Origin of the sequence: Pseudomonas sp. MH9.2 (genome assembly GCF_034353875.1) — a bacterium.
GTDB lineage: Bacteria > Pseudomonadota > Gammaproteobacteria > Pseudomonadales > Pseudomonadaceae > Aquipseudomonas.
Map to the genome: position 1 here is coordinate 5,130,723 of NZ_CP133784.1, position 22,701 is coordinate 5,153,423.

14 protein-coding genes and 2 pseudogenes are annotated in these 22,701 nt (G+C 57.7%); 10 read left to right on the forward strand and 6 right to left on the reverse strand.

Annotated elements, in window-relative coordinates:
• Positions 1 to 12 precede the first annotated feature (12 nt).
• The 5 genes from fadA (at position 13) to RHM55_RS23665 (ending at position 5,219) form a co-directional block, all read left to right on the forward strand.
• Complete coding sequence (fadA, locus tag RHM55_RS23645) at positions 13 to 1,188, forward strand: acetyl-CoA C-acyltransferase FadA (RefSeq protein ID WP_219063185.1); 1,176 nt, start codon at positions 13 to 15, stop codon at positions 1,186 to 1,188.
• Between the two features lie 103 nt (positions 1,189 to 1,291).
• Complete coding sequence (locus RHM55_RS23650; RefSeq protein WP_219063249.1) at positions 1,292 to 1,528, forward strand: DUF1653 domain-containing protein; 237 nt, start codon at positions 1,292 to 1,294, stop codon at positions 1,526 to 1,528.
• A gap of 113 nt (positions 1,529 to 1,641) precedes the next feature.
• On the forward strand, positions 1,642 to 4,254 hold the full coding sequence (topA, locus tag RHM55_RS23655; protein ID WP_219063184.1) for a type I DNA topoisomerase: 2,613 nt from the start codon (positions 1,642 to 1,644) through the stop codon (positions 4,252 to 4,254).
• 140 nt (positions 4,255 to 4,394) lie between these two features.
• Complete coding sequence (locus tag RHM55_RS23660; protein ID WP_322178579.1) at positions 4,395 to 4,916, forward strand: DUF6586 family protein; 522 nt, start codon at positions 4,395 to 4,397, stop codon at positions 4,914 to 4,916.
• Positions 4,917 to 4,985: 69 nt separating this feature from the next.
• Positions 4,986 to 5,219 carry a hypothetical protein gene (locus tag RHM55_RS23665; RefSeq protein ID WP_322178580.1) on the forward strand — a complete coding sequence of 78 codons (234 nt, stop codon included), beginning with the start codon at positions 4,986 to 4,988 and terminating at the stop codon, positions 5,217 to 5,219.
• Positions 5,220 to 5,233: 14 nt separating this feature from the next.
• On the opposite strand, the gene sulA is transcribed toward RHM55_RS23665, so the two are convergent.
• Together sulA and lexA are read right to left on the reverse strand one after the other, a co-directional pair.
• A complete protein-coding gene (sulA, locus tag RHM55_RS23670) occupies positions 5,234 to 5,707 on the reverse strand; it encodes an SOS-induced cell division inhibitor SulA (RefSeq protein WP_322178581.1) in 474 nt (157 codons plus the stop codon).
• A gap of 10 nt (positions 5,708 to 5,717) precedes the next feature.
• Complete coding sequence (gene lexA, locus RHM55_RS23675; protein ID WP_219063180.1) at positions 5,718 to 6,326, reverse strand: transcriptional repressor LexA; 609 nt, start codon at positions 6,324 to 6,326, stop codon at positions 5,718 to 5,720.
• 264 nt (positions 6,327 to 6,590) lie between these two features.
• Between lexA and RHM55_RS23680 the strand changes: the two genes are divergently transcribed.
• The 3 genes from RHM55_RS23680 to RHM55_RS23690 all read left to right on the forward strand — a co-directional run bounded on the left by RHM55_RS23680 (position 6,591) and on the right by RHM55_RS23690 (position 9,261).
• The gene (locus RHM55_RS23680; protein ID WP_219063179.1) at positions 6,591 to 7,298 is read left to right on the forward strand and encodes a TetR/AcrR family transcriptional regulator; all 708 of its coding nucleotides are present in this window, start codon (positions 6,591 to 6,593) and stop codon (positions 7,296 to 7,298) included.
• Positions 7,299 to 7,510: 212 nt separating this feature from the next.
• Positions 7,511 to 8,509: a beta-N-acetylhexosaminidase gene (nagZ, locus tag RHM55_RS23685; RefSeq protein WP_322183090.1), complete on the forward strand. Its 999-nt coding sequence runs from the start codon at positions 7,511 to 7,513 to the stop codon at positions 8,507 to 8,509.
• 11 nt (positions 8,510 to 8,520) lie between these two features.
• Entirely contained in the window at positions 8,521 to 9,261 is a 741-nt protein-coding gene (locus RHM55_RS23690; protein ID WP_322178582.1) for an S-methyl-5'-thioinosine phosphorylase, read from the forward strand.
• Between the two features lie 112 nt (positions 9,262 to 9,373).
• Here RHM55_RS23690 and RHM55_RS23695 read toward each other — a convergent pair.
• The 4 genes and pseudogenes from RHM55_RS23695 to mfd all read right to left on the reverse strand — a co-directional run.
• Positions 9,374 to 11,527 (reverse strand): annotated as a pseudogene (locus RHM55_RS23695) (DEAD/DEAH box helicase); the annotation flags it as partial.
• 18 nt (positions 11,528 to 11,545) lie between these two features.
• Positions 11,546 to 12,067 (reverse strand): annotated as a pseudogene (locus RHM55_RS26090) (SWIM zinc finger family protein); the annotation flags it as partial.
• 67 nt (positions 12,068 to 12,134) lie between these two features.
• Positions 12,135 to 12,659, reverse strand: a complete 525-nt coding sequence (locus tag RHM55_RS23700) for a CsiV family protein (protein ID WP_322178584.1) — start codon at positions 12,657 to 12,659, stop codon at positions 12,135 to 12,137.
• A gap of 10 nt (positions 12,660 to 12,669) precedes the next feature.
• Positions 12,670 to 16,122, reverse strand: a complete 3,453-nt coding sequence (mfd, locus tag RHM55_RS23705) for a transcription-repair coupling factor (protein WP_322178585.1) — start codon at positions 16,120 to 16,122, stop codon at positions 12,670 to 12,672.
• Positions 16,123 to 16,291: 169 nt separating this feature from the next.
• Between mfd and RHM55_RS23710 the strand changes: the two genes are divergently transcribed.
• Positions 16,292 to 17,755 (forward strand): glyceraldehyde-3-phosphate dehydrogenase, encoded by a 1,464-nt coding sequence (locus tag RHM55_RS23710; RefSeq protein ID WP_322178586.1) that lies wholly within the window; start codon positions 16,292 to 16,294, stop codon positions 17,753 to 17,755.
• A gap of 309 nt (positions 17,756 to 18,064) precedes the next feature.
• Positions 18,065 to 22,681 carry a dermonecrotic toxin domain-containing protein gene (locus tag RHM55_RS23715; protein ID WP_322178587.1) on the forward strand — a complete coding sequence of 1,539 codons (4,617 nt, stop codon included), beginning with the start codon at positions 18,065 to 18,067 and terminating at the stop codon, positions 22,679 to 22,681.
• Positions 22,682 to 22,701 lie beyond the last annotated feature (20 nt).

The following is a 22,701-nucleotide window of genomic DNA, read 5'->3' on the forward strand; positions in this document are numbered from 1 at the left end:
TGAGAGGAATTTATGAGCTTGAATCCGAGAGATGTCGTGATTGTTGACTTCGGTCGCACTCCGATGGGCCGCTCCAAGGGTGGCATGCACCGTAATACCCGCGCTGAAGATATGTCCGCGCACCTGATCACCAAGCTGCTGGAACGTAACGTCAAGGTCGATCCTGCGGAAGTCGAAGACGTAATCTGGGGGTGTGTGAACCAGACCCTGGAGCAGGGCTGGAACATCGCTCGCATGGTGTCGCTGCTGACGCCGATCCCGCACACCTCGGCGGCACAGACAGTCAGCCGCCTGTGTGGCTCGTCCATGAGCGCTCTGCACACTGCTGCGCAAGCGATCATGACCGGCAACGGTGATGTGTTCGTGATCGGCGGTGTCGAGCACATGGGCCACGTCAGCATGATGCATGGCGTGGATCCGAACCCGCATATGTCACTGCACGCGGCCAAGGCTTCCGGCATGATGGGCCTGACTGCAGAAATGCTCGGCAAAATGCACGGCATCACCCGCGAAGCGCAAGACGCTTTCGGTGTGCGCTCGCATCAGCTGGCACACAAGGCCACGATTGAAGGCAAGTTCAAGGACGAAATCATCCCGATGCAAGGGTATGACGAGAACGGCTTCCTGAAAATGTTCGACTACGACGAGACCATTCGTCCAGAAACGACATTGGAAAGCCTGGCCGCCTTGAAGCCTGCGTTCAACCCGAAAGGCGGTACCGTGACGGCGGGGACTTCCTCGCAAATCACCGACGGTGCATCGTGCATGATCGTCATGTCCGCACAACGCGCTCAAGACCTTGGCATCCAGCCTATGGCGGTTATCCGCTCGATGGCAGTGGCAGGTGTTGATCCGGCGATCATGGGCTATGGTCCAGTACCGGCAACGCAAAAAGCGTTGAAACGTGCCGGTCTGAGCATTGCCGATATCGACTTCTTCGAGCTCAACGAAGCTTTCGCTGCACAGGCCCTGCCAGTGCTGAAAGATTTGAAAGTTCTCGACAAGATGAACGAGAAGGTTAACCTGCACGGCGGCGCGATCGCTCTGGGTCATCCATTTGGGTGTTCTGGCGCGCGGATCTCCGGCACGTTGCTGAACGTCATGAAGCAAAATGGCGGTAACCTTGGGGTTGCTACCATGTGCATCGGCCTCGGTCAGGGCATTGCCACCGTCTTCGAACGCGTCTAAACGGTTCGAGTGATGGACGCCGGGGCCTTGTGCCCCGGCTTTTGTTTTTCTGAAAAATTGTTTTTGAAATCTTTTATTTCGGATTTTTTACGAGGGCAGCAGCATGCAGTTACAGCCAGGACTCTATCGCCATTACAAGGGCCCTGAGTACCGTGTATTCAGCGTTGCCCGACACTCTGAAACCGAAGAGGAAGTGGTGTTCTACCAAGCACTCTATGGCGATTACGGCCTGTGGGTGCGGCCTTTGAGCATGTTCCTTGAATCCGTCGAAGTTGACGGTGAACAGGTGCCTCGCTTTGCTTTGGTTCAGGTTGAACCCAGTCTGTTTTCAAGGCCTTGAGCTGAGATCGCGCAGTAACCTGTGCTTGACCTCACCTGATTGCCACTATATATAGCGGGCCTCGACAGGCACCAACCGCCTTTCATTTCTAGAATTCAGGAATTTTCTGATCCATGGGCAAATCGCTGGTCATTGTGGAATCCCCGGCTAAGGCCAAGACCATCAACAAGTACTTGGGTAACCAATACGTGGTGAAGTCGAGTATCGGCCATATCCGAGACTTGCCCACTAGCGGTTCCGCTAGCGCCAGCAAAGAGCCCGCTGCCAAGCGTGGCAAGGCTGCCGCTGGTGATGCGCCTGTGCTTACGCCAAAGGAAAAAGCCAAGCGCCAGCTCGTCTCGCGCATGGGTGTCGATCCTGATCATGGCTGGAAAGCCAAGTACGAAATCCTTCCTGGTAAAGAGAAGGTGGTCGAGGAGCTGCGCCGGCTCGCCAAGGATGCTGACATCATCTATCTCGCAACCGACTTGGACCGCGAGGGGGAAGCCATTGCTTGGCACCTGCGCGAAGCCATCGGTGGTGACGACAGCCGCTACAAGCGCGTGGTGTTTAACGAAATCACCAAGAAAGCGATTCAGGAAGCGTTCTCCAAGCCGGGCGAGCTGGATATCAATCGGGTCAATGCCCAGCAGGCACGTCGCTTCCTCGATCGTGTCGTGGGTTACATGGTGTCGCCGCTGCTCTGGCAGAAAGTCGCTCGTGGCTTGTCGGCAGGCCGTGTGCAATCGGTTGCCGTGAAGCTGGTGGTGGAGCGTGAGCGCGAGATTCGTGCGTTCAACCCCGAAGAATATTGGGAAATCCACGCTGATCTGGGCACCACCAAAGGCGCCAACGTACGCTTTGAAGTGGCTCGCGAAAACGGCGAAGCTTTTAAGCCGTTGAATGAAACCCATGCCATGGCTGCGCTGGAGAAGCTTAAAGCGTCCAGCTATAGCATCGTCAAGCGTGAAGACAAGCCGACCAGCAGCAAACCTTCTGCGCCGTTCATCACGTCGACCCTGCAACAGGCGGGGAGCAACCGCCTGGGCTTTGGCGTGAAAAAAACCATGATGATGGCCCAGCGTTTGTATGAAGCGGGCTATATCACGTACATGCGTACCGATTCGACTAACTTGTCAGTCGATGCGGTCACCATGGCGCGCAGCTACATCGAAACCGAGTTCGGCAAGAAGTACCTGCCTGAATCGCCAAACGTCTACAGCAGCAAAGAAGGCGCACAAGAGGCGCACGAAGCGATTCGTCCGTCCGATGTCAACACCCACCCGAGCAAGCTGACGGGTATGGAACGTGACGCTGAGCGCCTCTACGAGCTGATCTGGCGTCAATTCGTCGCGTGCCAGATGCCACCGGCGCAATACCTGTCGACTACCGTCAGCGTCGCTGCTGGCACCTTTGAGCTGCGCGCCAAAGGCCGCATCCTCAAGTTCGACGGTTACACCCGTGTCATGCCGCAGATGGCCAAGCCGGGTGACGACGATGTGTTGCCGGACATGGCTCAGGGCGACAATCTGAAGCTGAACAAGCTCGATCCAAGCCAGCACTTCACCAAGCCGCCTGCGCGCTACTCTGAAGCGAGCCTGGTCAAGGAAATGGAAAAACGCGGTATCGGTCGTCCATCGACGTACGCCGCGATTATTTCGACTATTCAGGATCGTGGTTACGTCGCGTTGCATAACCGCCGTTTCTACTCCGAAAAAATGGGCGATATCGTTACCGGGCGCTTGTCTGAAAGCTTCTCGAACCTGATGGACTACGGCTTCACCGCCGGCATGGAAGAGAACCTCGATGACGTCGCTCAAGGTCAGCGCGACTGGAAAAACGTGCTCGACGAGTTCTACGGTGACTTCAAGAAGAAGCTCGAAGTAGCCGAAGCGCCAGACAGCGGCATGCGTTCCAACCAGCCGGTGATGACGGACATCCCCTGCAAGCTCTGCGGTCGCCCGATGCAGATTCGTACGGCGTCGACCGGAGTGTTTCTCGGTTGCTCCGGGTACAGCCTGCCGCCTAAAGAGCGCTGCAAGGCGACCGTCAACCTCACACCCGGCGACGAAATTGCCGAGGATGACGAGGGTGAGTCCGAGTCGCGCGTATTGCGTGGCAAGCACCGTTGCCATATTTGCAGTACGGCCATGGATGCGTACTTGCTGGACGAGAAGCACAAGCTGCACATCTGCGGCAATAACCCCGATTGCGTGGGTTATGAGATCGAAGAGGGCACCTACCGGATCAAGGGTTATGAAGGCCCGAGCCTGGAGTGCGACAAGTGTGGTTCCGAGATGCAGCTCAAGACGGGTCGTTTCGGCAAGTTCTTCGGTTGCACCAACCCTGACTGCAAGAACACCCGCAAGCTGCTGAAAAGCGGTGAAGCGGCCGGGCCGAAAATGGACCCGGTGAAAATGCCCGAACTCAAATGCGAGAAGGTCACCGACACGTACATTCTGCGTGACGGTGCTTCCGGCCTGTTTCTGGCGGCCAGTCAGTTCCCGAAAAACCGCGAGACCCGCGCTCCGCTGGTGATCGAGATCGTGCCGCACAAGGATGAAATCGATCCGAAGTACCACTTCCTCTGCGAAGCACCGAAGAAAGATCCCGACGGGCACCCTGCGGTGATTCGTTACAGCCGCAAAACCAAAGAGCAATATGTGCAGACCGAAGTGGAAGGCAAGCCGACAGGCTGGCGCGCGTTCTACGATGGCAAGGCCTGGAAGGTCGAAGACAAACGTTGATCTATTGCGCCTGACGCTACGAGTCAGGCGCCCATCGATTGTCTGATGCTGGCTCGCCCGGTGCGCCCAAAGCGTATTGCGCGAGCCAGATTTGCTTTGAGTCGAGCCGTTCTTTTTTGTTTGTGATGGAGAATGCCACCATGGCCCATGAACTCTATACCCGTACCAACCAGAAAATTTACTTTGCAGGGCTCGCTCTTGAGGCGCTGGGCAAGGCCCAGGAGAGCCGGGCTATGAATGCTATCGCGCTGGTTCAGGCTGAGCGTGAGTCCGTACTGTTTCACCTGTATGGCGCGTTGCTCGGTTTGTGCCATGAAATCGCAGGATTTTACCGTTTGCCCCAAGCCAATGCGCCGCGCGCAGAGCTGCTGCTGACCAAGGACGTGCTGGACGCTATCGCGATCCCTGAAATGGCCGAGCTGATCGAGCTGGCACAAAACCGGGAAACCTGGCTTGCGCAGTTGCTAGCAGCCTACAACGCGCTGTTCCTGCCGCCACGTGCGCCAAGGAAAGCCAAGGGTGACGTTACGCAGCCAATGATTATCGCTGTCAGCCTGGATGACGAGCCTGAGCCTGAGTTGGGCCGCGAGGAAATGGAAAGTTGGCGTCAGCAGCTCAAGAGCTTGACGATTCGTTTTCGCGAAGGGCTGAGCGAGTGCTGATTGATCGATGGGCTAGGGGCTGAGTCGACAGGCTGATACAATGCTGGCCTTTCGTGGAGAACAGATCCTATGCCAACGTCCTTTTTAGAAATTGTCGAGTTGCCCGACGGCCGTATCGAACTGCGCCGTGCTGAGGACGAGGGCTCCTTGGTTACCCTGGATTTCTCCGCTGATGCCAAAGCTTTTTTGCAAGGTCAGCACGTAGAAATCGCTAAAGCCATGCTGAGCGTCGGCGTTCAGATGGCTGGGCGCCTTGCGGAAGGCGACCTTGATAAGCACGATGGCCCGCGCGTTCTTCATTGATCACGGGCTGATCTTCAGCCCAGCCGAATATTCAAACTTTGTGCATCACCCGTTCTGGCAGCGCTGACCAGCTGTTGGCGCGCCCCGGTATTAATCGGGTTGAGCCAGCTGACAACCGTGTGGCTGCGACCCAGTCGCAGAGCTTCGCAGGTCAATTGCAACGCGCTTTGTGTGCCGCGTGGTTGCAGTAGAAGAATCCGTTCACGATTAAGCCCCGCATCACGCAGCCAGGTCTGAGTCAGGCTCGCAGGCGGCGCGATCAATGTCAGCCAGCGTGCATCCTGGTCCTGACTCAGCTCCCGCAAAATCGGCGCCAGAAGGTTCAGACAGTTCCCGGCTGCGCCGCGCAATGACAGTTCACTAAAAGCGTCTGGCTCTGTGTTCCAGGGCGTGTCGACCACTTCTTTAAGGAGCGGGGCGATGGGCTGAGCCATGAATGCCTCGAACAGTGGTAGTTGTGCTTGCTGTGGTGTTTGGGGGAACTGCATAACGTCTCCTTTAGCGGCGAATGACGCCGACACTCAAGCCTTCGATCACCAATTCCTGATCTTTGAGGTTCACTTCAATAGGGGCGAAATCCGGGTTCTCGGCGAGTAGCCAGACCTTGCTGCCTTCACGCTTGAAGCGTTTAACCGTCACTTCATCACCAATTCGCGCCACGACGATTTGACCGTTGCGGGCTTCGCGGCAGGTGTGAACGGCAATCAAGTCGCCATCGAGGATGCCGACGTCTTTCATGCTCATGCCATGTACGCGCAACAAATAGTCTGCGCTCGGATGGAAGAAAGACGGGTTGATGTTGCAGGACTCTTCGACATGTTGCTGCGCCAGAATCGGTGCGCCAGCGGCAACGCGACCGATGATTGGCAGGCTGCGCTCTTCGGACTTGGCCTCGAAGCCTGGAATACGAATACCCCGCGAGGCGCCTGGCGTCATTTCGATAGCGCCTTTGCGCGCCAGAGCCTTGAGGTGTTCTTCCGCCGCATTGGGCGACTTGAAGCCCAGTTCCTGAGCGATTTCCGCACGGGTCGGCGGGTAGCCGTTGTCTTCAAGGCAGCGTTTGATGAAACCCAGAATCTCAGCTTGGCGTGGCGTCAGTTTTATCATGATGATCGCTCTGTCTTTTTATACAGTGACTGGGATTATATACAGTGATTGCGTCTTGGCAATCGTCCTTTTTACTCAGGCCGCTGGACGGTGTGCAGAAGGGTGTTGGCAGGTGATCCGAGGCAATAAATCACGCAATGGCTACAGGCCCCGGGTTATATGATTAAATGCATGACTGGTCAGCCAGAAAACGAACGGACAGACTTGACAAATAGCCCGGCTGAAACGTATGTTTCAAACGAGTGTTTGTCAGGCAGAAAAACCATGGCCCAGTCGGAAACAGTTGAACGTATCCTTGATGCTGCTGAGCAGCTGTTCGCGGAAAAAGGCTTTGCCGAAACATCGTTGCGGTTGATCACCAGCAAAGCCTCGGTCAACCTGGCCGCGGTGAATTATCACTTTGGTTCGAAGAAGGCCCTGATTCAGGCGGTTTTCTCGCGCTTCCTCGGTCCGTTCTGTATCAGTCTCGATCGAGAGCTGGAGCGTCGTCAGGCCAAGCCTGAACACAAGCCGACACTTGAAGAGCTGCTGGAAATCCTCGTCGAACAAGCGTTGGTGGTGCAGCCGCGGAGCGGTAACGACCTGTCGATTTTTATGCGCTTGCTGGGCCTGGCCTTTAGTCAGAGCCAAGGGCACCTGCGTCGTTACCTGGAAGACATGTACGGCAAGGTGTTTCGCCGCTACATGCTACTGGTCAATGAAGCCGCCCCGAATATTCCACCGATCGAACTGTTCTGGCGCGTGCATTTCATGCTCGGCGCTGCGGCGTTCAGCATGTCCGGGATCAAAGCGTTGCGAGCGATCGCCGAGACTGATTTCGGGGTCAATACCTCCATTGAACAAGTCATGCGTCTGATGGTGCCGTTCCTGGCAGCCGGCATGCGGGCCGAAACAGGCGTGACCGACGCGGCCATGGTTTCTGCACAACTCAAGCCACGTAGCAAAAGTACGGTCGCCGTCGCCAAGGTTTGACTGTTGATGGGTGGGCGCGGCAGCTTTCATCGGCTAAGCTAGCCGCCCATGCGTACCCTCGATTTATTCATGTCTCCCACGCCACTCCGTATGTGTCCGGCTTCGCCGATGGGCAGCGGTGTGTGCGTCTGGCTGTCTTCACTGCGCTTTGATGCCACGCCCGGATCGGGTGTCGGCTGCGTTGAGTTAAGGAATTGCATATGAGTTCTGGCCTGCAAGGCTCGTTGATGGTGGATGTCGCCGGTACTTGGCTGACCGCTGAGGATCGCCAGTTTTTGCGTCAGCCCGAAGTTGGTGGCCTGATTATTTTCGCGCGCAATATTGAGCATCCACGCCAGGTTCGTGAACTCAGTGCCGCTGTCCGTGCGATACGGCCTGAGTTGTTGTTGGCGGTCGATCAGGAGGGCGGGCGGGTACAGCGCCTGCGTCAGGGATTCGTCCGATTGCCCGCAATGCGGGCGATTGCCGACAACCTGAATGCCGAATCTCTGGCCGAGCATTGCGGATGGCTGATGGCCACTGAAGTGTTGGCGGTCGGGCTGGATTTGAGTTTTGCGCCAGTCCTCGATCTGGATTATCAGCGCAGTGCCGTGGTCGGCAGCCGGGCTTTTGACGGTGATCCTGAACGTGTGGCGTTGCTGGCGGGCGCCTTTATTCGTGGCATGAACGCCGCGGGCATGGCGGCAACCGGGAAACATTTTCCTGGCCATGGCTGGGCTGAAGCCGACTCCCATGTCGCGATTCCAACGGACGAGCGCAGCCTGGATGAAATCCGCGCCAAGGACCTTGTGCCGTTCGCTCGCCTGAGCAAGCAACTGGCTGCCGTGATGCCGGCCCACGTCATTTATCCGCAAGTCGATGCCCAGCCTGCTGGTTTCTCCCGGCGTTGGTTGCAAGATATCCTGCGCGGCGAGTTGCAGTTCGATGGGGTGATTTTCAGCGATGATCTGTCCATGGCCGGCGCACATGTGGTCGGTGATGCTGCAAGTCGTATCGAGGCTGCTTTGAGCGCCGGGTGTGACATGGGCCTGGTCTGCAATGATCGGGCTGCTGCCGAGCTGGCACTCGGTGCTGCGCAACGGCTGAAGGTTAAGCCGTCGCCACGCATTGCGAGGATGCGAGGCCAGGCGTACGCCACTACTGAATATCGTCAGCACCCACGCTGGCTGGCGGCCCTTGATGCACTGCGTGCCGCCCAACTGATCGACTGAAGGATGTATTAATGACTGTTTACGCGATTATCGGCGGCACTGGCCTGACCCAACTTGAGGGCTTGAATATCCGTCAGTCCCTGCCGATGAATACGCCTTATGGTGCGCCGTCGGCCGAGATTCAGATTGGCGAATATGCAGGCCGCGAGGTGCTGTTTCTGGCGCGCCATGGTCACCCCCATCGCCTACCGCCGCATCAGGTCAACTACCGCGCTAATCTGTGGGCATTGAAGCAGGCCGGGGCAGAGGCGATTCTGGCCGTGAATGCTGTGGGCGGGATTCATCCGGCGATGGGCACTGGGCATTTCTGCGTACCGCATCAGTTAATCGACTACACCAGCGGTCGCGAGCACACCTATTTTGCCGATGATCTGGAGCAGGTGACCCACATCGACTTCAGCTACCCCTACAGCGAAGTGCTACGCACGCGACTTATTGCAGCGCTGGCGGCTGAAGGCTGTGCTTACAGCGACCAGGGCGTGTATGCCTGTACTCAGGGCCCGCGCCTTGAAACCGTGGCGGAGATCATCCGCCTGGAGCGTGATGGTTGCGATATCGTCGGTATGACCGGTATGCCTGAAGCGGCACTGGCCCGCGAAATAGAACTGGATTACGCCTGTCTGGCGCTGGTGGTCAACCCTGCGGCAGGCAAGTCGTCGGCAGTGATTACCATGGCCGAAATTGAACAGGCACTGCATGACGGAATGGGCAAGGTGAAGGCAACTTTGGCGCGGGTGCTTGCTGCTGGCTGAAGGCTGCGCTGGGGACGGACATGGGCAAGCCCGCTCCTGCATCTATTGTTACCCCTCGCTTACCCAGTGAACGCTCACTCAGCTTTCACAGGGTAAGTTAGGGGTGGCTGACTCAATGCTTTATCTTTTTGACCGGCGCTGGCAATGGCGCGAACAGGGCGGCGATGTCTTCGCTTCCCAGCTTCCAGTCACCTGCGGTCCTGCCATCCAGTACGCCTGACGCCAGCGCTGATTTTTCCTGCTGTAAACGCTGGATTTTCTCTTCCACGGTGCCGCGCGCGATCATCTTGTAGACGAACACCGGTTTCTCCTGGCCGATGCGGTACGCGCGGTCGGTGGCCTGATTTTCGGCCGCTGGGTTCCACCAGGGATCGTAATGGATCACCGTGTCGGCTGCGGTCAGGTTCAGGCCGGTGCCACCGGCTTTGAGGCTGATCAGGAAAACCGGAAGCTTGCCGCTCTGAAAATCCTGCACCGGTGTGCGACGGTCTCTGGTTGCCCCGGTGAGCAATGCGTATTCGATGCCGCGCTGTTTCAGCTCGGCTTCGATCAGGGTCAGCATTGAGGTGAACTGCGAGAACAACAGGATTTTTCGACCTTCTGCCAGCAACTCTTCAAACATTTCCATCAGACTGTGCAGCTTGGCCGAGCTGCCATGGCGCCCCGTTGCAGGTGCGCTGTTGACCAGCCGTAAATCACAGCAGACCTGGCGCAGTTTGAGCAGCGCCTCAAGTACGATGATCTGACTGCGACCAACGCCTTTGCGGGCGATTTCGTCGCGCACCTTTTTGTCCATGGCCAGGCGCACCGTCTCATACACATCGCGCTGGGCGTCGTTGAGCTCGACCCAATGGATGATTTCGGTCTTGGGCGGCAGTTCGGTTGCGACTTGCTCCTTGGTACGACGCAGCAAAAACGGCTTGATTCGCGCGTTCAAGTGCTGCAAGCGTTCTTCGTTGCCCTGCTTCTCGATGGCGGTGCGGTAGTTGCTGTTGAACTGCTTGCTGTCGCCCAGCCAGCCGGGCATCAGGAAGTGGAACAGCGACCAGAGTTCGCCCAGATGGTTTTCCAGCGGCGTACCACTCAGGCACAGGCGCTGTCGGGCGTTTAGACTGCGCGCGGCCTCAGCGGCCTTGCTGTTGGGGTTCTTGATGTACTGCGCTTCGTCGAGGATCAGCACATGCAGCGGTTGCTGCGCCAACAATTCTACATCGCGCGGCAGCAATGCATAGGTGGTGAGAATCAGGTCGTAATCCTGCAGGTTGGCGAAGTTCTGGCGCCGACCTGGCCCATACAACGCCAATACACGTAGTTGAGGTGTGAAGCGTTCAGCTTCATCCATCCAGTTGGGAATCAGGCTGGTGGGCATCACGGCCAGGGACGGGCGATCAAGGCGACCGGCCTGTTTTTCCACCAGCAGGTGGGCCAGGGTTTGCAGGGTTTTACCCAGGCCCATGTCATCGGCCAGGATGCCGCCCACTTCCAGTTCGCGCAGCGATTGCATCCAGCTCAGGCCTTCGAGCTGATAGGGTCGCAGGGTCGCATTCAAGCCATCGGGGACACTTACTGAAAAATTCTTGATGTCCGCCAGGCGCTCGCCGAATTGGCGCAGGCGTTCACCGCCTTCCCATGTCAGCGGCATATCGTCCAGCTGGGTCAAGCGTGCGGCGTCTGCAGTATTGAGGCGCAGCGCGGTATTGCCGTCTTCGCGCCAATAGAAGTCACCCAGGGTTGCCAGTACTGGTTTTAGACGGCCGTAGGGCAGGGCGACTTGCACCGGGCCGCCACCTCGCTGGGTGAAGTGGTTGAGCTGGACCAAGAGTTGCTCATCATCCCGACGCTTGGCGATCCCGGCCGGGCTCATCAGTTCGGGGTGGCTGCGCAGTAGATTGATCAGAATCGGCAGCAGGCTCAGGCGCTCACCATTGACGATGATGCCCAGCTCCAGGTCGAACCAGTCGTGCTCAGGCTGCTCATCAATGACTGCATACCAGTCGTCTACGGGGGTGACGTCAAACGCGAAATCCTCCGCGACGTCGATCTCCCAGCCTTGCTCACGCAACTGCGGCAGGTCGTGGGTCATGAAATTCAGCCAGGCCTTGTCGCTCGGCAGTTCGAACATGTCCCCAGCGCTATCGGGCAAGGCCTTGCTTTGCCGAGTCGCCAGCCTGAAACCGAGGTCCTGAATAACCTGTCGCCAGTGCTTTTCTGCCTCTGGATAGCGGCGTATGCGCACGGTTTCAGTATCGAAGTGCTCCAGGACGTCGGTGGTTTTGCTTCCCGTCGCGTAATACTCACCGTAGCCAAACGCCAGCGCGGCGCGATGCTGGATATGGCGCTGCATACGGCCATTGCGCGGTTCGTAAGCGCTGAACTCGAAGCTGGCGAGAATCAGCCGAGGCCGAGGCTGGGTGTCGATCAAGCGTTCTGGCAATGCGGGCTTGGGCTCGGCTCGTGCTGGCGCAGGCGCACGGTCTGGCGCACCCAGCGCGGTGAGGATCGAGGCCTTGTTTTCCGGGTCCTGCAGAAAGAAAAGAGCGGCAGCGCAATGTTTGCAATTGTTGCGCACGGGGCAGGTGCATTTACACGCCACGAATTGTTTATGCTCGGCTGGGTCCTTGAGGGTGAGGGTTTGCGTGTAGATTTCCAGGCCCGAGCCTTTGCACACTGTCCTGACCAGCTCGGGACTCAGGTGCTGCAACTTGATGCGTTGCTGCTGGGCGTAGTCGCGCCCTCGCTCAAGGCTTTGAGCTTTGAAGACTTGTGCCCATGAAGAGGCTAGAACTTTTTCAAGAATGGACGACACAGTTCAGTACAGCCCGACGCCGCAGCGATGCTCAAAGGGCAAGGAGCGCAACGCGCTCCCTGGATGCTTAAAGAGGTGAAACCTTGATCAGCATGGCCAGGCTGCCATTGTCCATATAGGTCAATTCGCCATTCTTCACCCGGGTCGTCTGGGTCATTCGCTCGCTGGTGCGCACCACGCCATAGGCATCGAGCTGATTGACCCAAAAGTCTGCCGTGATATCAGTAAACCGCGCCAGGCTCAAGGTGACGGTGCCTTCAATGGGAAAGTGACCAAACTGCTCCTGACCACTGCTGACCGCCATTTTGCTCGGGTCAGCGCTCAGGTTTTGCTGCCAGGCCCGATGCAGCAGCACGTTATAGTTGCCGCTCGCCTCCAGTTTGCTGGCCATTCCGGTCAGCGCCGGGCTGCGTTCATTCTCGGGGCTGATTTTCTGCGCCCCGGCGGCCCAGGCTTCGGGGGAGGGCTGGTTGGTCGTGGCTGGTTGGCCAATCTGCCGGAACAGGATCATTTCGACCTGATACAGGCCGTCGGCAAACGCTGCCGGTGTGACCAGTGTCAGCAGCAGAATCAATGAGTGGAGCACACGCATGGGTGAATCCTTAAGCCGTTTTTGGAGTCAGGCGCTCGAACAGCGCTTCTAAAATATTGAATCGCTCTTCCGGGCGCTCCATCGGCACCATGAACTTGAACAGCGTGGCACCCTCGAACTTGTAGCGGTTGGGCTGGCCCTGAATCAGTTTGATCAGCACCAGCGGATCAACTTGGGTATCGGCGCTGAACTCAATTCGTCCACCCTGCGGTCCGGCGTCGACTTTTTTGATGCCCAGCTGCTCGGCCTGCAATTTGAGCAGCGTCAGGCGTACCAGGTTTTTGGTCGGTTCGGGCAGCAGGCCGAAGCGGTCGATCATCTCGACCTGGAGGTCCTTGAGGCCCTCTTCGTCGGCGGCATTGGCGATGCGTTTGTACAGAATCAGGCGGGTATGAACATCGGGCAGGTAGGCTTCAGGGATCAACGCTGGCAAGCGCAGGTTGATTTCCGGGCCGCCGCCCAGGGGTTGGTCGAGGTTTGGCTGCTCGCCCTTGCGAATGGCCTTGACCGCGCGTTCAAGCATTTCCATGTACAGGGTGAAGCCCACGGCCTGGATCTGTCCGCTCTGCCCGTCGCCCAGCAGTTCGCCAGCACCACGGATCTCCAGATCGTTGGTCGCGAGCACGAAGCCCGCACCGAGGTCCTGGGTGTTGGCGATGGCTTCCAGGCGCTTCTCTGCGTCTGGAGTGATCTGTTTCCGGGGTGGGGTCAGCAGGTAGGCGTAAGCCTGGTGGTGACTGCGGCCGACCCGGCCACGTAATTGGTGCAATTGCGCCAGACCGAATTTGTCGGCACGTTCGATGATGATGGTGTTCGCGCTGGGCACGTCAATACCCGTCTCGATGATGGTCGAGGCGATCAGGACGTTGAAGCGCTTGTGATAGAAGTCGCTCATCACCTGTTCGAGATCGCGTTCGCGCATCTGTCCATGGCCGATGCCGATACGGGCTTCAGGCACCAGTTCGGCCAGGTCGGCGGCGCATTTCTCGATGGTTTTCACGTCGTTGTGCAGGTAGTAAACCTGGCCACCACGCAGCAGTTCACGGAGCAGTGCTTCCTTGACCGTACTTTTGTTCTCTTCCATGACAAAAGTGCGCACGGACAAGCGGCGAGCTGGCGGTGTGGCAATGATCGATAAATCACGCATGCCCGAAACCGCCATATTCAGCGTGCGCGGGATCGGGGTCGCGGTCAGGGTGAGAATGTCGACTTCACTGCGCAGGGCCTTGAGTTGCTCCTTCTGACGCACGCCGAAACGGTGCTCTTCGTCGATGATGACCAGGCCCAGATTCTTGATCTTCACATCGTCCTGCAACAGCTTGTGCGTGCCGATGACGATATCAATCTTGCCTTCTGCCAGGTCCGCGACTGCTGCGTTGATTTCTTTGGCAGACTTGAAGCGGCTCATGACTTCCACGCTTACTGGCCAATCGGCAAAGCGATCGCGGAAACTGTTGTAGTGCTGCTGGGCGAGGAGGGTGGTCGGCACCAGAATGGCCACCTGACGTCCGCCATGTACGGCAATAAAGGCTGCGCGCATTGCCACTTCGGTTTTGCCGAAGCCCACGTCGCCGCACACCAGGCGGTCCATCGGCTTGGGCGCGAGCATGTCGGCACGTACGGCATCAATGGTGGTTTGCTGGTCCGGGGTTTCTTCGAATGGGAAGCCGGCGCTGAACGTCGCGTAGTCGGCTTTTGGGTCGGCGAAGGCATACCCTTCACGGGCGGCCCGTCGCGCGTAGATGTCCAATAGCTCGGCGGCGACATCGCGCACTTGCTCGGCCGCTTTGCGTTTGGCTTTCTGCCAGGTTTCCGAACCCAGTCGGTGCAGCGGCGCAAGGGCGTCATCGCTGCCAGTGTAGCGGGCGATCAGGTGCAGGTTGGCAACCGGGACATATAGCTTGGCGTCTTCGGCATAGGCCAGCATCAGGAATTCGGCGACCTGATTCTCCACTTCCAGCGTGGCCAGGCCCAGGTAGCGGCCAACGCCATGGTCGATATGCACCACCGGTGCGCCTTCGCGCAGTTCAGTGAGGTTTTTGATGACTGCGTCATTGTTGCCGCCGTCGGTGCGTTTTTCCCGGCGCCGGCGCTGCATGACCCGCTGACCGAACAGTGGGCTTTCGGCTACCAGTGCCAGGGAGGGGTGTTCCAGCAGCAGACCCTCATCCAGTGGTGCGATGGTGATCGACAGGCGCTCGCTGCCACTGACGAAGTCCGGCCAGTTGTCCACGGTTTTCGGCCGCAGCTTCAGGCGTTCAAGCAGTTCCAGCAGGACTTCCCGGCGCCCGGCGGATTCAGCAGTGAACAGCACACGGCCCGGGAATCCTTCGAGAAATGTCGACAGCGCCGCCAACGGTTGCGTGGCCTTGGATTGAATCGCCAAGTCCGGCAACGGCAGCGCCGGGAAGCGCTCGCGACCAGCGCTGGGCTCGACGTCCTGCTGGCTGACAACCACGCGTGGCCAGCTTTTCAGGCGAGCAAAGCAGTCTTCCACCGGCAGGAACAATTCATTGGGCGGTAATAAAGGTCGCTCAGGGTCGACGCGACGCTCCTCATAACGGTTGCGGACGTCGTTCCAGAAATTTTCCGCCGCTTGTTCGATGCCGGGCAGGGAGAACACCTGGGTGTCCTGGGGCAGATAATCGAACAGGGTTGAGGTTTCGTCGAAGAACAACGGCAGGTAGTACTCGATACCGGCCGGTGTGATGCCGCTGCTCAGGTCCTGAAAGATCGGGCAGCGACGGAAGTCCACGTCGAAGCGCTCGCGAAAGCGGGCCTTGAAGCGGGTGACAGCATCTTTTTGCAGCGGAAACTCTCGCGCCGGCAGCAGGCGAACCGATTCGACCTTGTCGATGGAGCGCTGGTTTTCCGGGTCGAAGGTGCGCAGGGTTTCGATTTCGTCGTCGAACAGGTCGATCCGGTACGGCAGTTTGCTGCCCATCGGGAACAGATCGATCAGGGCGCCACGGACCGCGAACTCGCCGTGCTCATACACCGTATCGACGCAGCGATAGCCGCGGGCCTCAAGCCGGGTACGCATCTGCTCGACATCAAGCTTCTGGCCGATGTCCAGCACCAGGCTGCTGCCGAGCAGGAATTTGGTGGGTGCCAGTCTGTGTAGCGCCGTCGTGATCGGTACTACCAAAACGCCATGCGCGAGTTCCGGCAACCGATAAAGGCTGGCGATGCGCTGGGAAATAATGTCCTGGTGCGGCGAGAACAAATCGTAGGGCAGGGTTTCCCAATCCGGAAAATGCAGAACCGGCAGCGTGGGCGCAAAGAAGCTAAGCTCTTGCTCAAGACGTTCGGCACTCTGGCTGTCGGCGGTCAACAGCAGCGTGAAGCGCTTGGCGGCGCTGGCAGCCTCGGCGATGGCCAGGCTCAGGGCGGCACCAGGCAAATTGCCCCAGTGTTGTTTACCTGCAGCGGCAGGGAGTAGCGGTAGGCGCAGGACAGGCACGGGAGGTTGAGCTCCAAGCGTTGCAACAGGGGGTGCGATTGTAGCGGGAGGAGGTAGGTGCTGTCAGTTTTCAGCGCGCCGGAAAATGTAGTGCCATGTAATCTGATAGCCGTGCATTGCTCATAAACAAAGGCGGCGGCATAATGTAGCCCCTTTTTTCAGCCCCTACATGTGGAAGGTTCCCGTGACTCAGAAGCCCGACCAGTGTCTTGGTGAATGGATCGATCGTGAAGCCCTCGCCGAGGCGATGATCCCCCTCATCGGTCAGCTCTACCGCAATAACAATGTGGTGAGCTCGATCTATGGCCGCAGTCTGATCAACCGTTCAGTCATCGCGATTCTCAAAGCCCATCGCTTTGCTCGTCATCGCCAGGCCGATGGCAGTGAGCTGTCCGTACACGAAACATTCCCGCTTATAAAAGCGATGAGCGAACTCAAGCTGGGTGCCGCTTCGGTGGACCTGGGCAAGTTGGCCGTGAAATTCAAGGCAGAAGGCCAAGGCCGTACTGCCGAGCAGTTCGTGCGTGCAGAGCTGGCTGACGTCGTCGGTCAACAAAGCGCCACTGCTCGTAAAGGCAAGGACGTCGTGCTGTACGGTTTCGGCCGGATCGGTCGCCTGCTGGCGCGGATTCTGATCGAGAAAACCGGTGGGGGCGATGGCCTGCGTCTGCGCGCCATTGTCGTGCGCAAAGGCGCCGACAATGACTTGGTCAAGCGTGCCAGTCTGCTGCGTCGTGACTCGGTACATGGCCCGTTCAATGGCACCATCACTATCGATGAAGCCAACAGCACCATCACCGCCAACGGCAACATGATCAAGGTGATCTACGCGAAGAACCCGACCGAGGTGGATTACACCCAGTACGGCATCAAGGACGCATTGCTGGTGGATAACACCGGCGTATGGCGTGATGCCGAGGGTCTGGGCCAGCATTTGACCTGCGCAGGCATCGAGCGTGTGGTTCTCACCGCGCCAGGCAAAGGCAAACTGAAGAATATCGTGCATGGCATCAACCATGATCAGATCACGGCTGAAGACCTGATCGTTTCGGCGGCCTCCTGCACCACCAACGCCATCGTGCCGGTGTTGAAAGCCGTCAACGACAAGTTCGGTATCGTCAATGGTCACGTTGAAACAGTTCACTCGTACACCAACGACCAGAACCTGATCGACAACTTCCACAAGGGTGATCGTCGTGGCCGTAGCGCTGCGTTGAACATGGTTATCACTGAAACCGGTGCTGCTACCGCCGCTGCCAAGGCCCTGCCTGAACTGGCTGGCAAACTGACCGGCAACGCGATCCGTGTTCCAACGCCAAACGTGTCCATGGCTATTCTCAACCTGACCCTTGAGAAGCCAACCAGCCGCGACGAAATCAACGAGTACCTGCGCTACATGGCCATGCACTCGGACCTGCACAAGCAGATCGATTTCGTGCATTCGCAGGAGGTGGTTTCCACCGACTTCGTGGGTTCGCGTCACGCCGGTGTAGTGGATGCTGAAGCGACCATCTGCAATGACAACCGTGTTGTTCTGTACGTCTGGTATGACAACGAATTCGGTTACAGCTGCCAGGTTGTTCGCGTGATGGAAGACATGTCCGGGGTCAACCCGCCTGCTTTCCCGCGTTAAGTAACCACTAGGCCAAGTAAAAGGTAGAAAGGTGCCCCGACTCAGTTCGGGGCATTTTTTTGGACGCGATTTGGCTATCAGCCGTTTACCGGCGCCGCCAGAGGTGACTGCCAGTGTGGTGGCGGTCGGTTTCACACCTGCAGAACAATCCATACGACTACCGATATCGAAAGCTTATTCAGGCATCACTACTTATGTATGTCACTCGGCTCAGAGGCGCACCCTTAACTCACTCGGCCGTGCCCCCTCAAACATAGCAATGGCTACGTTTGGGGGCGAACAACCCAACTGAGTGAGTAAACCTGCGAGATGACAATCAAAATCGATGTGGTCGAACAATTTTTGACCCGCCCAACACTGCGTGACGTGGCAACCGCAATGCTCCGTGACGCCCTAAGCGAAAAATACCCTGCGCTGAGCATTGAACCCGAGGTGGCGGTTGTGTCCGAACCGCCATTGAGTCGCGAGTACGCAAACACGGCAGGCCGCCTCATGACACTGACGGACTGTCTGCTGGATAATTTCTCTAGCCAGAGACCGTGGCACTTCACGCAAGGACAGCATGTGCTTGTGGCTCAGCCATCGGCTGGCGAATGGATGCCGCTGGCCGTCGATATGGCAGACATCAGCGCCCTGCTCGACAGGTTGTCGCTGGTGTTGATCGAAGGTTTTGAACAGGCTACTGCGGACTATTGGTGTCAGCCAAGCACCACGGGTATCAGTCGCTGGGAATGGTTGTCCAGCAGGCTGAAGCAGCAGCTCAGCGACAAGGTCATAGCGGGGGCTTTTCCGCAGCAGACTGACGCGCAACGCTCAGCCCTGAGTGCTGTTGCCATGTTTGCGGATAAGGCTCAACGCAACGCCTTGCTCGGTGCGATCCCTGGCAAGGCCGACGATGACCTGCGCGCGTGCATCGCTTACCTCAATATGGGCAAAGAGGGCGAATCCAACGACGAGCCACTGCCTGCGATTGTGTTGGTCGGGCACACGGCTGGAGACGAGATCGTGATGGTGTGCTGGCCTTCGGGGAAGGTCGAATCCTGTTCATCCCAGGATCAGTTAGGCGTAAGCCTGGGTGCGAGGCTCGGCAGAGAGTGGGACGTCGATCAGCTCCAATGGACGCTGTATGAGCCCGAGGGCAATATTTTCGAGGCGTTGACTCAGGTCCTTCTGGAGACGCAGTTGAACACCCTGCAGGCGCTGAAAGGTGCCGATTCGTATGACCTTGAGTCTCTAGAGCAACACCTGGCCTCGGCCACAGACCTGTGCAGCGTGTTCGACGCGCCGGGCCCCGCCAATATTCAGGTTCCGGCACGGGCCCTCGAGACGCTTCCCGAATGGCTTCAGCACGCCACGATAACTGACCGTCTGGATTACAGCTGGTATCTGGCTGCGTTGGCGGTAGAACAGGAACGTTCGAACGGCCAATCGTTTAATGACGATTTGCCGTCGATCACCGATTTTACGCTTCAGACCTTGCGCCTGAATGTGCTGGAAGACCATCCCGGTGCCAGCGACTTGTCGCTGGACGACATCGAGATCGTGATCGACAAAGTGACGGCTGCAGCGTTGCCATCGGGCGGGCAGATCGTGTCGGTAGGCGGGGTTGAACGGGTGCGTATGACACTGAGCGAGTTCGCACTGGAAAACCTGTCGAGTCTGCCCTATGGAAGCATTACCCTGCATCGTGCCGGCGCTCAGCCAATACCCGACTGGTTCTCGGTGGACTACCTTAAAGCGCTGACTGCACGCGCGAACATTGGCCAGGCCTATCCTCATCTGCTTGAGCGGTCTCTGATTACCGATACCGAGGAAGCCGGGCGGCGTCAGGTATTGTTTGCCCGACAATTGCGGATTCAGTTGCCGCTCAAGGCGCTGGAACAGAAGATCAAGGGAGAGGGCGGGTTCAGCGAGGCGGGTTATCGCAATGTCGCCGCGCTCATGAAAGCGTCAGGCGAACGAAAGGTCGGGACTCACGGCATCGTCATCCGGCCCTTGGCATTCTTCTCGCACCCAGGCGCAAGCGCTGACGTGGTCAGCAATATGTTCGTGATTGGCCCTGAAAAAGTGGCTGCCGGGCCGCATGTGCTTTACCGGCCGTTCGCCAGTCAGTCGTTGACTGAATTTGGCTCATGGTCAGCGCTGCTGGCTGCCATACAACAACCGGGCGACATGCAGGAGACCGTTCTGGTTTGGCTGGGTGACCGGGCGCGATTGAACTACGCCAACGGCGGCTTTCAGGAACCGCATAGTGTGCGCTTCGGTCTGGGCTCCGAGTTTGCGCCGCTGGAGCGCCCGCAACCAGCTGTGCTGAGTGTTGACACGGTTGATGGCGACCCATTGCTCGTCCTTTTTGCCGCCAATGCCCGGGCGCTGGTTGATCTGGCTGACCGAAACTCAGTCTCTAACACCGAAAGTCGCTGGGCGAGGCTCAAGCAAGGTGGCTGGTTGCTGCTCAATGTCCTGCTGCCTTTTGTCAGTGGTCCGGTGGCCAATGCCGTGTGGCTTGCACAGTTGATGGTCAGCGTTGATCAGGCGCTGAAGGCTCAAGGCAGCACTGATGCCAGCGTCCAGGCCACCGCGCTGGCCGATTTTTTGCTGAATATTTCTCTGATTCTCATGCACCAAGGTCTCTCTGTCAGCGGGTCAGCCATTCGTACATCAGGGCTGAGCCGCAGAGACGAGGCAGCCCCATCGGTTGTGGCTGAAATGGTTATTCGGCAATCCGAGCCGCTGGCGATGCAGCCGATTGGCGCCGGACGAACTGTGCTCGATTTCACTTGGTCGAATCCGAGGAATCAATTGACCGCGACTCAACGAGGGATTTTGGACACCTTTAAGGTCTCGCTTGCGTCGACCCTGGGGGCTCCTGCGGCTGCCGGTCCTCATGAGGGTTTGTATGAGGTTGAGGGAGCATGGTATGCCAGGGTCGATTCAGACCTTTACCGGGTGATGCTTGAGGAGGACGGCGTCGTCGTTGTCGACTTGAATGATTCACTGCGAACCGGGCCGTGGCTCAAGCATGATGGTCCGGTCTGGGATCTGGACCTGAGGCTGAGATTACGCGGTGGAGGCCCCAAGAAAAAAGCTGGAAAAATGATTGAGGAAAACGCCGCCAAGCTCAAACAAATCACGGAAAGCAGGATGCAGTCACAGTCGCGTTTAGACGCACTGTATAAAAAAATCATGGCTTACGACACGCAGCTCCGGACCGCGACCGGCGAGCTTCGCTCATTGTTTTTCCTGCGTTATGAAAAAGATTTGCAGGAAGTCGTTGAAGTTGTCGAGCAAAAAATCAAGCAGGGCCAAGCGTTGAGGTCCGCAGATCGTCCTTTAGAGCAGGTGACTGCGGCTGATCTTCGGGGCGCTGCCAGGCACGTGTGTTATTTCGAAGGGCTTTTGCTTCAGGATATTCAACGCATGACGCGGCATGACATCGCGATCCTGCAAGAATCATCCTCGGATGGTGTGGTGGTCCCCGCTAATGTCGATGCATACCTGAATTTATTCAGGAAGCTTCTGGTGCAGCAGGAAATGGGCGCGAAATGGGCAGATGCCAGGGAATTACTTTGGCAGCAGTTGCGTGCGGTTCCCAAGGTGGGAGAGTCGCTTTGGCGCGTCGAGGTATTGGAATTGCACAAGAATAATATGTTCACCCGTCTGGAGTGGAAAGTGACGCGCCTGTTCTCTTTGCTTGAACTGTGTTTCAGCAAAGAACAAATGCTCATGGATCAAAGCTTGAAGCAGCTCAAGGCGTTGCGTAACGACGACGGCCTTCACGGTGCACTCAGTTCTCACGCCGAGCTGGACAAGCCTAACGACTACTCGCTGATCGAGCAGATCAACGTGCTTGAAAGTGCATTTCGCGAATATGGCAGGGCCGTTGATATTGCGGTTTATGCGCAGTCCTTTGAAATTGACTCTGTTCAGAGTGAGTACCTGAAGCGATTTTTGGCTGAGATGGTTGCCATACGTGACAGCGCGGAAACCCGTTTGTCTGCGCTGATTCAAGAGGAAACAGACTCGTCTGCACTGCCGTCTGAATATGTACCCAAGGTTGAGCAGCCCAGGAAAAAAATAATCAGGACACGAGGTCAGCGCTCGCTGGTGGGGCAGGTTCGCTCGGAAGAACCGGATTTTCCCGGCGAGGTTGTAGATGTGACCGACCTGATCACCCATCGAGTCATCGGCTCCTATCACCAGCATGCCGACGGGGAATGGGTGGGCATCGAGACTGCTCAGCCACCCACGACCACCCCGAAAGTCAAAAACGTGCCATTGAATGAGTTGCAACGCGATGCGCTTGAGTCGCTCAGTCAAGTGGAGCGAACAGTCAGCAGCGCCTGGCGTCAGTCCAAGAGGGCCAGTGAACCTGAAGATATGCAAGATATTCTGGTGCAAAAGGCCGGAAAGCTGAGCGAGCTTGCGGACCGGCTCGACGTGTACAGCAATGATGCAATGCTGGCTGAATCGGTTTATGCGCAGGTGGTCAGCGTGCTCAAAGACCTTCGGGCGGCAGCGGCCCGATTGACCAAAGAGGGGCGCAGCATTCGTATCAGTATGATCAAGGCTCGGCCGCCGACGGCGGCACGAATCAACTACCTGGATAGGCAAGGGGAGGTCAATATTTCACGCTTCGACGGTAGAAAGAACTTGTCGGGTGCCCGGCGTGACGACTTTCTGCAGGAGTACGCGATTCGCGACAAGGACAACCAGATCTTATGGTGGGCGCATTTTCATTACGCCACAGAAAGCGCCAGTTCCGAGGCCTTCACGGCTGCACATCTGAAGTTACCTGAACAGAGACGTCTGGGTTATAAGGCTTTGCTTAGAGCCGCCAGTGACAATAAAGAAGTCGTGAGCATTTACCGCAGTGTAATTGGCAAGGAGCTGGCGCAACGCTTGTTCCTGGTGTTAGCTCGCTGATACGAAGCACAACAGCCTTG